Source organism: Streptomyces sp. G7(2002), from assembly GCF_028870195.1.
Classification (GTDB): domain Bacteria; phylum Actinomycetota; class Actinomycetes; order Streptomycetales; family Streptomycetaceae; genus Streptomyces; species Streptomyces nigrescens.
Window position 1 is genome coordinate 227,210 of sequence record NZ_CP102609.1, and the last position, 11,733, is coordinate 238,942.

Sequence of the window (11,733 nt, forward strand, 5' to 3'; positions counted from 1 at the left end):
GGTGACCAATGAAGTTCGCAGTCATCGGCGGTACCGGTCTGATCGGTTCGCAGGTCGTGAAGAAGCTGAACGCCGCCGGACACGAAGCCGTGCCGCACTCGCCGTCCACAGGTGTCGACGTGATCACCGGCCAGGGCGTGGAGGAGGCGGTGACCGGAGCCGACGGCGTCGTCAACCTGACTAATTCCCCGACCTTCGACGACGCCTCTCCCGCCTTCTTCCAAACCTCGATGGACAACCTCCTGGCCGCCGGCCACAAGGGCGGGGTGGGGCACTTCGTCATCCTCTCGATCGTCGGCGCGGACCAGGTGCCCGACCTCGCCTACTACCGCGCCAAGGTCTTGCAGGAAGACATCCTCAAGGCCGGGCCGGTCCCCTATTCGATCGTCCGCGCCACCCAGTTCATGGAGTTCATCAACGCCTTCATGTCCTGGTCCACCGAGGGCGACACCGTCCGCCTGCCCACCACCCCACTCCAGCCCATCGCCGCCCAGGACGTCTCCGACACCGTCGCCGAAGTCGCCGCCGGTACCCCTCTGAACGGAACCCTCAACGTCGGCGGGCCCGACGTCCATCCCCTCGACGAACTCGGCCGGATCACCCTGAACGCCCGACCCGACGGCCGGACGGTCGTCACCGACGACACCGCCGGCATGTTCGCCGCCGTCAACGGCGATGTGCTCACCACCAAGGGCGACGCACGCATCGCCCCCACCCACTACACCGACTGGCTCACCTGACCCGGCCGGCCCACCACTGGAGACCTCGCCATGCCGAACGACGAACAGGCGGCAGGCAGCGCCGAGAGTCGACCGCGCTCCGAAGCATGGAAGACGGCGCTCACCGTGCTGCAGTCGGCGAAACCGCCGTTCGTTCCGGAGGGGGCGGAGGCGATGACGGTTGTCGTCGAGTTCCCTCCCGGCGATCCCGGCACCCCTCCGCACCGGCACTCGGGACCTGCCTTCGGCTACATGCTGGAGGGGGAGATGCTCTTCGAGCTGGAAGGCGAGCCGGAGCGGGTGGTCAAGGCCGGGGAGACGTTCTGGGAGCCGGGCGGCGATGTCATCCACTACCAGGACGGAAACAACCGGACGGACTCCCGGAGCCGCTTCCTCGTCACCATGATGTGCGCACCGGGTCAGCCCATGCTCACTCTGGTCGACGACGAAGAGCTGGCCCGGCGCCGGCACCTACGAGCTCCCCGCCCAGGACCCGCCACTGAGAGCCGGGACTGACCGCGATGAGCAAGTGGGGCGTCCCAGTGCCCCGGAGTGAGCATGTGGCTCTCCGCTCCCGTGGGTGAAATGGCAACGCATCGACGGCGGGGTGGACTCGTGCGCGCCCTTCAACGTGCGTGGCGCCATCTGCGGCAAAGTCCGCAGAACGCCTCTCACTCCAGTACGTGCCCTATGGGGCGCAGCAGATCGGCACCACCACCGGTGATGGACGAACCACGGCGTTGAAGCATTCCCGCTCGAATCACACACGATCCCGCCAGTGAAGGTCGGTCGGCGTATCCGCTCCTCGGCGAGCCTGTCATCGAGGAGGCCGTGTCGTCACCGAGCCGAGCACCCGTCGAATGGATCAGACGGTTCCTTGGAATGCATCCGCGGAGGACGGGCAATTACAATGGACAAATATCCCCATCAGGGGCTTGCACAAGGGCGGAGGCTCTTCCGACCGCCCCGCAGCCCAAGCGCAGCGCGGCGCTCTTCAGCGCCCCGCGCTCTTTATGATGCGCTTCTCGGATTTCCCAGGGAGCATTCCCATGGCTGGTCAAACCGCCTCAATCGTCCTCGAGCCCGAGGCACAGGAGCTCGCCGACGCAACCTCGCAACATCCGTTCCTGTACGAGCTGGATCCGACCGCAGCGCGCAAGGTGCTCGACGACCTCCAGGCCGCGCCCGTCGACAAGCTGCCGGTCGACGAGGAGTGGGTTTCGGTTCCGGCAGCGGTGGGCGATGTACGGGTACGCATCGTCAAGCCGCAGGGCGCCACCGGAACACTGCCCGTCGTGTTGTACATGCACGGCGGTGGCTGGGTGCTGGGCAATGCCGGTACCCACGACCGCCTGGTGCGCGAGTTGGCGGTCGGCGCCCGTGCGGCAGTGGCCTTCGTGGAGTACACGCCGTCGCCCGAGGCGCACTACCCCGTGGCCATCGAGCAGGGCTACGCCACCGCGCAGTGGATCGCCCACGAGGGGGCGTCCAAGGGGCTGGATGCACAGCGCATGGCAGTGGCCGGGGAATCGGTCGGCGGGAACATGACCGCCGCACTCGCCCTCATGGCCAAGGAGCGCGGTGACGTCACGTTCGTACAACAGTCGATGTACTACCCGGTCACGGATGCGGCCATGAACACCGGTTCCTACGACCAATTCGCCACCGGCTACTACCTGAGCCGCGAGCTGATGGAATGGTTCTGGGACGCCTACACGACCGACCCGAACCAACGCGCGGAGATCACCGCGTCTCCCAACCACGCCACCATCGAGCAGCTCTCCGGCCTGCCGCCCGCCCTGCTGATCGTCGACGAGGCCGACGTGCTGCGCGACGAGGGCGAGGCGTACGCCGCCAAGCTCCGCGCAGCCGACGTTCCGGTGACCACGGTGCGCTACGACGGCACGGTCCACGACTTCATGATGCTCAACTCACTGAGTCACTCCAAAGCCGCCCGCGGAGCCATCGACCAGGCAACGGCGTTCCTGCGCAACGCCCTTGGAACCGACCAGGCCTGACTGATCGTTGCAGAATGCGGTGCGTAGTGGCCTCAAGCAGATGCCCGTGCCCGGTTCGGGCTGAGCCACGCCACCCACATACGGCACCCGGGGCCAGAGCTACGGCCCCCGGGGCCACAGCCGCCGCACGGCCAGCACCGGTTGTCGCCGGCCGCGGGCCCAGCCCGCTCTATTGGGTCTGCAGCTCCCCGATCCGCGCCACTGCCGTTCGCCTCTTCGGGCACACCCACACCGCCGTGTCCGTGCGCACTGTCGCCGTCAGCGGATGCGTGTCCGGGTGTGTCGGGCACTGCGGCCAGACCGCCGATGCGCCTTCGGACCACAGTGCCTCCACCGCCCAGTCCTGGACTTGGTCCGCCAGGTGCACCAACCGCTCCGCGGAGGTGCCACCCAGCGATGACGTCAGGCCCTGACCTGAACCGTCCGGGGCCCAGAGCGTGATCCCGAACTCGTCGTCCTCACGTATGTGCGGCTGCACCGCGCACTGCGCCTGGAGGTCCCGCAGGACCGTCTCCAGAGCTTCGGCGAATTCCATGTCGTCCACTGGGCTCCTGATCACATCGCGGAGAACTGCCCCACAGTCTCCACCATCCCTGAAGCTTACGGACGATCTTTTCCGGCCCAAGCCCCCGCTTCCGCAGCCGCCTCAATCCCGCCGCTGCTGTCCGGCTTCCGGCTTCCGGCTTCCGGCTTCCGGCTTCCGGCAATTGACGCCCCACCACACGGCCGAGGCTCCGCCTCCTTGGACGTCAGCTCACCTCCATGCGGATACCGCATGAGGACCTCCTGCCACCAAAGGATCACGGATCACGTTCGGAAAGTGGATGGCATCTCGGGCCAACGACCGGCTGATCCAAGCGCAACTGCACCGCCGTGGTCAGGCGTCTTCGGGATCCAGCTCGAATGCGAAATAGATGCTCAACGTGCAGGGCTCGTCCTCGCCGTCCAAGACAGTCCAAGATACGTCTACCAGGCGGACGCTTTGTTCCCGCAACCACTCATGAGCTTTCCCGAAAGCTTCCGCGGCAGTTGCGCCGAGGAACAGCTTCCTAGCGATGGGATGCACCCCAGTCTCAGCATCCGAATCATCGAAACCCTCCGGAACGTCCAGGCAGAAGTTGCGATCGAGCACCATGGAATACACCTTTTCCATTCGATTTACCCGTACGAGTCGCCAGACATTTACCCGTACGAGTCGACAGACCCTGCCCCTCTGAGCGCTACGCCTGGTAAGACCGCCGCACACCTGGAAGGGTTGATTCTGCGGACCATGCTGCGAAGTGACGCTGGCGGTGGGTCGGCCCCGCGATGATCCAAACGACACGGCTGGCCACGGTCATCCCGCCGAACGGCCCCGTTCGGGCCACGCCACGAGCCTGAGGCCGTTTCCGCTCGCTCGTCCACCGCCGCGCGCCCGGGGTAGGTGCCGCGCCGCGGACGGGTACGCGAGGGCCGCGGGGCACTGACAGCCGTACCCGGCGGCGAGCAAGCCCGGGAGGCCGGCCCCAAGGGCTGAGCGTCAGCTGCTTCGTGTCATCTCGCGTTCGGCGAATGGCGGAAGCTGTGCGGTGAGCGAGCGGCCGGTGAAGCGCTGGACGGCGTCAGTGGTGCGGTCTTCGGCTCCCTACGCGTTGGTGCGGTCCATGCATACGAGCATCGCGGCAAACTCCGTCGCCATCAGCACCGTGAGACGGTCACGCACCCACCTCATGAACGGAACAGCCCGCGCACTACCGCTCCTCTGCCGCTACCACTCCCTCACCCTCACCTCCACAGTGCAACTGACCATCGGCGGCCCGGACGGTCTCCACACGATCCAACTCAACCTCGACCAACTCTGAGAGCGGCCGCAGGTCAGAGGCCTGCTGAGGCCGACGAGATCAGCCAACCGGTATCGGTTGGCCCGGCGAGCAGCGGTGGTGTGCCTGACCTGGAATCCTCCCCGGATCGGCAGCGCGGCCAGGAGTCCCCCACAACGCACATCCTGCCCGGCGGGCTCAGCAGCGCATTACGGCTGCACAGTGGGCCACCTGCAGTCGGTGCGAGGCTGAGATGCGCGACTGGAACCAGGCCCTCGACCCCTACCCGGCAGCGTCAAGGCCGTCATCAGGGCCGACAGCGATCGACCGGGGCCATCGACCACATCTTGCTCGACCGGCCTGACCGAGCTTCCATCAAAGGAGAAGCTGACAACACGAGACCCGGGCCATGACGATCGGAACGCCGGCCTGGGAGCAGTCGAGGCCGACTTGGAGGTGGCGATGAGAGTCGTGTTCGTGCACGGAGCGTGCGTGCGAGACGGGTCGTGGTGGTGGCACCGCACCGCCGAGCTGCTGCAGGAGCGGGGGGTGCCGAGCGTAGCCCCGGCGCTGCCGAGCTGCGGCGAGGCGGGCCTGCCCGGCGGCGTCGGCGGTCCGGGGCTGCCCGAGGATGTTGCCGCGGTGCGGCAGGTGCTGCAGGCCGGCGACGAGCCGACCGTCGTCGTCGCCCACAGCTACGGCGGCATCATCACCGCGGAGGCCGCCGCGGGAATCGGGTCGGTGCGCCACCTGCTGCTGGTCTCCAGCTACCTGCCCGAGGTCGGGCAGAGCCTGTCGGAGTTCGGGGACGGCAGCCCCGCCCCGTTCCTCGACGTCGACCCCGACGCCAGCACGTTCGGGGTCCGCCCCGAGCTGCTCGTGGACACGTTCCTGCAGGACTGCGACTGCGAGGTCCAGGCGCAGGCGGCGGACCACCTCGCCCGGCAGAGCCTGCAGGTGACCGGGCAGCCGGTCGGGGCGGCCGCATGGCAGCAGGTGCCCTCGACGTACCTCGTCTGCGCTCAGGACCGGGGCACCCCGCCGCGCCTGCAGCGCGAGTTCGCCCGCCGGGCCGGCAGCGTCGTCGAGCTCGACGCCGGCCACCACCCGTTCCTGTCCCGGCCTGCAGCAGTCCGGGACCTGCTACTGAGCCTGTGACGACGGCCGCGGACGAGCCGAGCCGGCGATCCGCCGGGCCTCCGCGTCCGACACGAGCCACGGCGGCCCCCTTCCCCACGACCTCCTCAACGAGCGGCGGAAGGAGCGGACATGGGCACCTTCTCCTCGCAGCCGGTGTTCCCATTGCAATGTCTTCCACTGCGGGAGGGTCAAGTCGTGCCGCGACTTCGCCGGTCTCGAACTTGGTCACAGTCAGTGTGGCAAGAGGTGACAGCTGTCTCGGCCCGGCGCACTGAGCCGCACACGGCCGTGGGCTGCTAGGTTGCGCCTGAGGAACGCGCGTACGGAGGCTGTGCTGTGATCGGGCTGGGAGCAATAGCGGGGATCGCGGTGGTGGAGCTCGGCATGGTGTTGACGCCGGGGCCGAACATGATCTACCTGGTCTCCCGCTCGATCGCCCAAGGCCGCCGGGCGGGGCTGATCTCACTGGCCGGGGTCTTCCTCGGCTTCCTGGTCTACCTCTTCGCGGTGTCCGCCGGTATCGCCACCGTCTTCGCGCTGGTGCCGGAGATCTACCTGGCGATCAAGCTGGCCGGGGCAGGCTACCTGCTCTGGCTGGCCTGGAAGGCCGTCCGGCCGGGCGGCCGATCCGCTCTCGCGCCCCAGGAGCTGACGCAGGACGGGGCCCGCAAGCTCTTCCTGATGGGTTTCCTCACCTGCCTGCTCAATCCCAAGGTTGCCATCCTCTACATCTCGCTGCTGCCGCAGTTCGTCGACCCGGAACGCGGCCATGTCGGCCTGCAGGGGCTGCTGTTGGGGCTGACCCAGATCGCGGTGGGGGTCGTGGGCAACGCGTTCTTCATCGTGACGGCCGGATCCGTCGCCGGGTTCTTCGCCCGGCATCCGCTCTGGCAGCGCCTGCACCGGTATGCGATGGGCACCGCGCTGGCGGGCTTCGCCGTCAGGATCGCCACCGAACGAACGGGCGCGGCGGTCGCCCTGCGCTGACAGCTGAGCGCTGAGGGCGCCCATCGCAGGTGAGCTGACCGATGCCAGCCGATCGTTACTGCGAGAAGCCTTCGAGAACTCGTACGGCGCCAGCGGGATGTTGGTGCGCTTGAACAGCGCGCCGGAGCGGGCATTGGCGTCCCGGTTCTCCTCCCAGAAGGCCAGCATGCCGAGGTGGTGCTGCTTGGCGAAGGGCGGCGGCCTGGTTGTAGATCTGTGGTCGTCGTTCTCGCCGAGCATCGGCGAGACACCGGTCATCGCCCAGAGTTGGGTGCCCGTCTTGGCTGGGTGGAGCGTCTTCAGGTCCTGGACGCCACCCCGCGCATCCGCGGCAGAACGGAGAGGCCACGGCACCGGACCGGGCCAGCCACGCCGCCGACCTGACCACGTGCTCGTGGACAAGGCTTACAGCTCCCGCGGTCGCGGCTTCCGCGGTTACCAGCGGCGACGCGACATCGCGACATCGCGCACACGATCCCCGAGAAAACCGACCAGCACCGGCACCGGGCACCATCGTGGGCGCCCCGGCGGCCGGCCACCAGGCTTCAACCGGGAGGTTGCCACGAGGGATGACAAGCTCGCGGTCCGCTACGAGGCGACCGATCTCGTCGCGGCCATCAACGAGTGGCTGTGACCAGGACCGTTGTGAAAGTGGGCTGATGGCTTGGGGAGTTCGCGGTGTTCAGGGGGTGATGGTGTGTTCGGTGAACTGGCCGCAGGAGCGGAACCCCAGTCGGCGGTAGACGGGCTCGCCGTCGGTGGACGCCTGCAAGACCGCGATGTGGTGGTTTCGGTCGCGGGCCGTGTGGAGTGCGGCGAGTGTGATGGCACCGCCGTAGCCGCGTCGGCGGTGGGCGGCCAGGGTGCAGATGTTGTAGATCCCAGCAACCTCCGCGTGATGAAACACTTCGGCCGAGCAGACCGGACGGCCGTCCACGTAGCCGACCAGGTAGCGGGCCGGGCAGCGTGCGGCCAGGGCCTGCGGGGCGGCCTGGGTGAAGAAGCGGCGGACTGTGTCAGCGGGCGGGGTCCAGTTCGCGGCGAGAACCGCGGCGTAGTCGGCGAGCTGTTCGGGCGTGGCCACCGTCTGGATGTCCAGCCCTGCGGCGGCGGGCAGCGGCAGTGTGTCGTCCAGCTCGGCCCACATCGCCGTCTCCTGTTCGGATGCTGGCAGACCAGCCGCCGTCAGGAGGGCGGTGAGGTCCGGTGGCCTTGAGGCGGGCCCCACCCACCAGGAGAAGCGGCGGCCGGTGCGAGCCAGTGTCCGGGCGGTCTCGGTGATACGTGCCGTGGCGGTGGTGGCGGTGAAGCGGGCCGCGGCAACGATGTTGAAAGTGTCGTCGTCCAGGCTGCTGTCGGCGACCAGGAGGTCATCAGTCTCTGTAACGGTCGCAGCGCTCATGCTCCGATGCAGATGACAGGCATGTTCCGCCAGATTCTGCTCCATCCTGTCCGTCAAGTCGGCGTCATTGAGGAAATGGACATTCACAACGAATGATCCCAGCATGACTGGGCGCAGGTTGCACGTGATTTTGGATCGCTCGCCGCCGGTGTCACGTCGGCGACCAGCACATTTGATACACGCCCTAGGCGCGAACACGGTGGGGCCACTGACCGAACCGAGTCCGACCGACCGCGGCAAGAGCGGATCGAAAATCCACCTGATCACGGACCGGAATGGATTGCCCCTGTCACTGGGCATCTCCGGTGCCAACATGCACGACAGCCTCCGCCTGAAGCCACTGGCGCGGGGGTCCCGCCCGTCCGCTCCCCGACGCGACCCGCGTCGTCGGCGCCCAGTCAAGCTCCATACGGACAAGGGTCACAACTACGACCACCTGCGCAGTGGCTCCGTAAGAGGGGCATCCGCCACCGCATTGCCCGTAAGGGGCACCGAGCCCTCCACACGAGCGGGCCGCCAACGCTGGGTCGTCGAGAGGACGGTCTCTTGGCTGGCCGGATGCCGGCGCCTGCATCGCCGCTGCGAACGCCAGGCCGCGCACTTCCTCGCCTTCGTCGGTACAGCCGCATCTCTCATCAACTACCGCCGACGCACTTCTTCGTAGACAACAGCGGCTAGGATCTACCGGGACATCGCGTGTCGGTCACCGGCTGGGTGAGGCATGGAGGTGTCGGGAGATGCCTTCGGAGGCATTCCTTGTCAGTTGAGTTGAACCACACGATCGTCCACGCCCGGGACAACCGGGAGTCCGCCCAGTTCTTCGCGGACCTGCTGGGCCTTGAGATCACCGCGGAGTGGGGCCCGTTCATCGCGGTCGGCCTGAGCAACGGCGTCACGCTGGATTTCGCCACGATCCCCGCGGACCACATCGCCATGCAGCACTACGCCTTCCTGGTCTCCGAGGAGGAGTTCGACGCGGCGTACGCGCGGATCAGCGAGCGCGGCGTCGAGCACTACGCCGACCCGCACCGGCAACAGCCCGGCGCGATCAACCACAACGACGGCGGCCGCGGGGTGTACTTCATGGACCCGGCGGGCCATGCCATGGAGCTGATCACCGTGCCGTACGGCGGCTGGACCTCGTAACCACATGCGCCGAGGGCCGCACCCCAGCCCGGGGCGCGGCCCTCAATCGCCCTTTGTGCTGATGTACTCGCGGCCGGCGCCCTGCGATCACCCGCCCCACCGCCCGGCGGGGAGCTTGCCCGCCGTGACTGGCACCGAACACTGGCAGAGGCCCCATAAGCCATCACCGACACCAGCCTGAAGCCCAAACCAAACACCCCGCCGGAATAGACGCTCCTTTAAGTGACGAACGAGGGGCCAATGTGTGGATGGCTTTGCGCGAAAGGCCGTCGTCCACGCATAGGGACGTCCTGATGCGGCCGTCACGGCCGCCGGCCACACAGGCACCGTGCCCTTGGCCCCGTCCTGGCGATCTCCTCATAAGGTGCCTCGACGGTACATTGACCGGAGTCGTGGGAGGGAGGCAAACAGGTGGACGCTGACCTGCGGCAGGCAGCTGTCGTGGCACTAGGCGAGCTCGGGCGAAGTCATGACTACCGTGACCGGGCGGACGCCGGTCACGGCCTGGCAGCGTTCGCCGAGATGCAGGAGGCCCTCGGGCCGCTGCTGGAGCTTGTGCTCGACTCAGGTGACACCTTTGTCACCCGGCGGACCACGGAAGCATTGCTTCGGCGAAAGGACAGAGTCGGGCTGACAATAGTCGCGTCCGCACTGGCAGTCGCCAACTCGAATCACAGCGATTGGATCCACACCGCAATCGTCGATGTATTCAGCATCTTCACCAGCGACCGGGACAATGCGATACGGCTGTGTGAGGAGATGTCGCAAGACACCGACAACCGTGTTGCACTGGGGGCTCGTCAATTGCACGAGGTCCTGGCAGAGATCGATCCCGTTCTTCGTACCGCATGGCGCTAGGCCAACGCTTTCCTGAGAGCTCATGTGCTCGACGACAAAGGAACCTCGCCCGACGGGCCTCATCAGCGGCCCGTCGGGCGCCTCACTGGCGCCACCTCGACGGCCTCCGCGCCCTCGGGGGCGCCCTGTTCGGAGGGGACTTCGTCGTCATGACGCTGCGCCGCACACGGCCTCGTGCTCTGTGCGCGAGGTCCAGAAGCAGTTCGTCGACCATGAAGAGCCTGGCGTCGGACGCCGGAGCCAGCATGCGCCACGACGGTCAACACACAGCCCGGCCAGGCTGCCCCGCTTTCAATCGAGACTGGCTCGACCTCCAGGGGGACTTCGCGCGTGAGGTCCTCGGGGCCGATCGGGGCGCTCAGTCATTCTCCTCGGTGATGTCGGCGATGAGGCCGTGCCCTGTGCATTCCCCCCGCTCGCAGTTACTTCGCCACCGCCTGTGACGGCTCCTGGCGATCACTGCCTGTGCCCGCTGACGGGGTCTATCCAGGCTGTGGCCACGGCTCGATGCGGGTGCCTGAACGGTGGCTGCAGCAGCTGCGAGACGTGCCGTTGAACGGACACGAGGAATAGAGCAGGGTTGCCATCGCCTCCAACGAAAGGCTTTGCGCGTGCCGTCGTCCGGATGATGGAGTGGCACGGTGACCAACCACGACGAGGCGGCGGCTGTCCGGCCGTTGACACTGGCTTGGGTGAGCCGGCACCTGGAGGTCGGCGAACGGATCGTCAGAACCGAGGTGCTGCACGGCGGCATCACCGCCGAAATGCGGCGGCTGACCATCGGCAGACCGGACGGAGGCACCCGTGACCTGGTACTGCGGACCTTCGTCAACGTGGAGCATGCCGAGGACTGGCTGAACAGGGAGGCCGGTGACCTGACCCTGCTCACGGGGACCGGCGTGCCGGCTCCTGGACTGGTCGCGGTTGATCCGGCCGCCGCGCATTGCGAGTATCCATCGCTCCTTATGACACATCTGGCGGGGCGGACGGTCCTCGACGATGAGGGATTGGAGACGCGCGTTCCTCTGCTGGCCCGTCAACTCGTTGCGATCCACGCGTTGCGACCCGCCGAGCGGCCCCGGGAGTATGTGGCGTGGACGACCGCCGACACCGTCGTGACTCCGAAGGGCGCCGACGCGGCGGCATGGGCCGCGGCGATCGACGTGATCCGCAGGCCCGCGCCGCGTTATGAAGGGCGATTCCTGCACCGGGACTTCCAACCCGGCAACGTGCTGTTCGACGTGTCGCCCCCAGAGTCGGCAGGTCCCCGGATCACCGGCGTCGTCGACTGGGCAGCGACCTCTTGGGGCCCGGCGGATCTCGATGTGGCGCACTGCTCGACCAATCTCGCGCTGCTGCACGGCCCGGCGTGGGGTCTGCGGTTCGCTGAGGCGTATGAGGAGGCCGGCGGGGTGCTGGCCGCGGCCGCGAGCGAGCGGCTGTACTGGCAGGTGCGGGACGGGCTGGCGTTCTGGGAAGAAGTGCAGTTGGTGGCGCAGCCGTGGCGGGAAGCAGGGAGGGCAGAGCTGACGACGCGAGCCGTGGAGGAGCGGCTGGATGCCTATGTCACCGCCCTGATGGACGCCCTGGGCTGAGCCAAGACGGTCCGGGACGCGGGCACGGCGGCGAACCGCCATAGCCTGTGCCCTACCTCGATTCGAACA

14 protein-coding genes are annotated in these 11,733 nt (G+C 67.6%); 11 read left to right on the forward strand and 3 right to left on the reverse strand.

Features of this window, described 5'->3' with window-relative positions; genetic code table 11:
* The first annotated feature begins 8 nt into the window (after nucleotides 1–8).
* The 3 genes from NUT86_RS00990 to NUT86_RS01000 all read left to right on the forward strand — a co-directional run bounded on the left by NUT86_RS00990 (nucleotide 9) and on the right by NUT86_RS01000 (nucleotide 2,737).
* Nucleotides 9–740: an SDR family oxidoreductase gene (locus tag NUT86_RS00990; RefSeq protein ID WP_274732712.1), complete on the forward strand. Its 732-nt coding sequence runs from the start codon at nucleotides 9–11 to the stop codon at nucleotides 738–740.
* Nucleotides 741–770: 30 nt separating this feature from the next.
* Nucleotides 771–1,235 (forward strand): cupin domain-containing protein, encoded by a 465-nt coding sequence (locus NUT86_RS00995; protein WP_274732714.1) that lies wholly within the window; start codon nucleotides 771–773, stop codon nucleotides 1,233–1,235.
* Nucleotides 1,236–1,768: 533 nt separating this feature from the next.
* A complete protein-coding gene (locus NUT86_RS01000; RefSeq protein ID WP_274732715.1) occupies nucleotides 1,769–2,737 on the forward strand; it encodes an alpha/beta hydrolase in 969 nt (322 codons plus the stop codon).
* 169 nt (nucleotides 2,738–2,906) lie between these two features.
* Here NUT86_RS01000 and NUT86_RS01005 read toward each other — a convergent pair whose 3' ends face one another.
* Both NUT86_RS01005 and NUT86_RS01010 read right to left on the reverse strand, forming a co-directional pair.
* A complete protein-coding gene (locus tag NUT86_RS01005) occupies nucleotides 2,907–3,272 on the reverse strand; it encodes a hypothetical protein (RefSeq protein ID WP_274740346.1) in 366 nt (121 codons plus the stop codon).
* 342 nt (nucleotides 3,273–3,614) lie between these two features.
* Nucleotides 3,615–3,872 (reverse strand): hypothetical protein, encoded by a 258-nt coding sequence (locus NUT86_RS01010; protein WP_093646262.1) that lies wholly within the window; start codon nucleotides 3,870–3,872, stop codon nucleotides 3,615–3,617.
* 574 nt (nucleotides 3,873–4,446) lie between these two features.
* Here NUT86_RS01010 and NUT86_RS01015 point away from each other — a divergent pair.
* The 4 genes from NUT86_RS01015 to NUT86_RS40560 all read left to right on the forward strand — a co-directional run bounded on the left by NUT86_RS01015 (nucleotide 4,447) and on the right by NUT86_RS40560 (nucleotide 7,297).
* Nucleotides 4,447–4,578 carry a hypothetical protein gene (locus NUT86_RS01015; protein ID WP_274732716.1) on the forward strand — a complete coding sequence of 44 codons (132 nt, stop codon included), beginning with the start codon at nucleotides 4,447–4,449 and terminating at the stop codon, nucleotides 4,576–4,578.
* Nucleotides 4,579–4,998: 420 nt separating this feature from the next.
* Nucleotides 4,999–5,694 (forward strand): alpha/beta fold hydrolase, encoded by a 696-nt coding sequence (locus NUT86_RS01020; RefSeq protein WP_274732717.1) that lies wholly within the window; start codon nucleotides 4,999–5,001, stop codon nucleotides 5,692–5,694.
* 318 nt (nucleotides 5,695–6,012) lie between these two features.
* Nucleotides 6,013–6,663: a LysE family translocator gene (locus NUT86_RS01025; RefSeq protein ID WP_148588087.1), complete on the forward strand. Its 651-nt coding sequence runs from the start codon at nucleotides 6,013–6,015 to the stop codon at nucleotides 6,661–6,663.
* Nucleotides 6,664–7,057: 394 nt separating this feature from the next.
* Nucleotides 7,058–7,297 carry a hypothetical protein gene (locus NUT86_RS40560; RefSeq protein ID WP_381679077.1) on the forward strand — a complete coding sequence of 80 codons (240 nt, stop codon included), beginning with the start codon at nucleotides 7,058–7,060 and terminating at the stop codon, nucleotides 7,295–7,297.
* 48 nt (nucleotides 7,298–7,345) lie between these two features.
* Here NUT86_RS40560 and NUT86_RS01035 read toward each other — a convergent pair whose 3' ends face one another.
* Nucleotides 7,346–8,110 carry a GNAT family N-acetyltransferase gene (locus NUT86_RS01035; RefSeq protein ID WP_266438033.1) on the reverse strand — a complete coding sequence of 255 codons (765 nt, stop codon included), beginning with the start codon at nucleotides 8,108–8,110 and terminating at the stop codon, nucleotides 7,346–7,348.
* 58 nt (nucleotides 8,111–8,168) lie between these two features.
* On the opposite strand from NUT86_RS01035, the gene NUT86_RS01040 reads away from it, so the two are divergent.
* From NUT86_RS01040 to NUT86_RS01055, 4 genes are all read left to right on the forward strand, one after another.
* Nucleotides 8,169–8,729, forward strand: a complete 561-nt coding sequence (locus NUT86_RS01040) for a transposase (RefSeq protein ID WP_381679079.1) — start codon at nucleotides 8,169–8,171, stop codon at nucleotides 8,727–8,729.
* A 92-nt stretch (nucleotides 8,730–8,821) separates the two neighbouring features.
* Nucleotides 8,822–9,211, forward strand: a complete 390-nt coding sequence (locus NUT86_RS01045) for a VOC family protein (RefSeq protein WP_148588086.1) — start codon at nucleotides 8,822–8,824, stop codon at nucleotides 9,209–9,211.
* A gap of 411 nt (nucleotides 9,212–9,622) precedes the next feature.
* Entirely contained in the window at nucleotides 9,623–10,069 is a 447-nt protein-coding gene (locus NUT86_RS01050; protein WP_274732719.1) for a hypothetical protein, read from the forward strand.
* 641 nt (nucleotides 10,070–10,710) lie between these two features.
* A complete protein-coding gene (locus NUT86_RS01055; protein ID WP_274732720.1) occupies nucleotides 10,711–11,664 on the forward strand; it encodes a phosphotransferase family protein in 954 nt (317 codons plus the stop codon).
* The last annotated feature ends 69 nt before the right edge of the window (nucleotides 11,665–11,733 follow it).

Coding starts and splice junctions, on each gene's coding strand:
- NUT86_RS01000 (WP_274732715.1), top strand. CDS start 1,769: ATGGCTGGTCAAACCGCCTCAATCGTCCTCGAGCCCGAGGCACAGGAG.
- NUT86_RS01005 (WP_274740346.1), bottom strand. CDS start 3,272: ATGGAATTCGCCGAAGCTCTGGAGACGGTCCTGCGGGACCTCCAGGCG.
- NUT86_RS01010 (WP_093646262.1), bottom strand. CDS start 3,872: ATGGTGCTCGATCGCAACTTCTGCCTGGACGTTCCGGAGGGTTTCGAT.
- NUT86_RS01035 (WP_266438033.1), bottom strand. CDS start 8,110: ATGGAGCAGAATCTGGCGGAACATGCCTGTCATCTGCATCGGAGCATG.
- NUT86_RS01040 (WP_381679079.1), top strand. CDS start 8,169: ATGACTGGGCGCAGGTTGCACGTGATTTTGGATCGCTCGCCGCCGGTG.
- NUT86_RS00990 (WP_274732712.1), top strand. CDS start 9: ATGAAGTTCGCAGTCATCGGCGGTACCGGTCTGATCGGTTCGCAGGTC.
- NUT86_RS01015 (WP_274732716.1), top strand. CDS start 4,447: ATGAACGGAACAGCCCGCGCACTACCGCTCCTCTGCCGCTACCACTCC.
- NUT86_RS00995 (WP_274732714.1), top strand. CDS start 771: ATGCCGAACGACGAACAGGCGGCAGGCAGCGCCGAGAGTCGACCGCGC.
- NUT86_RS01020 (WP_274732717.1), top strand. CDS start 4,999: ATGAGAGTCGTGTTCGTGCACGGAGCGTGCGTGCGAGACGGGTCGTGG.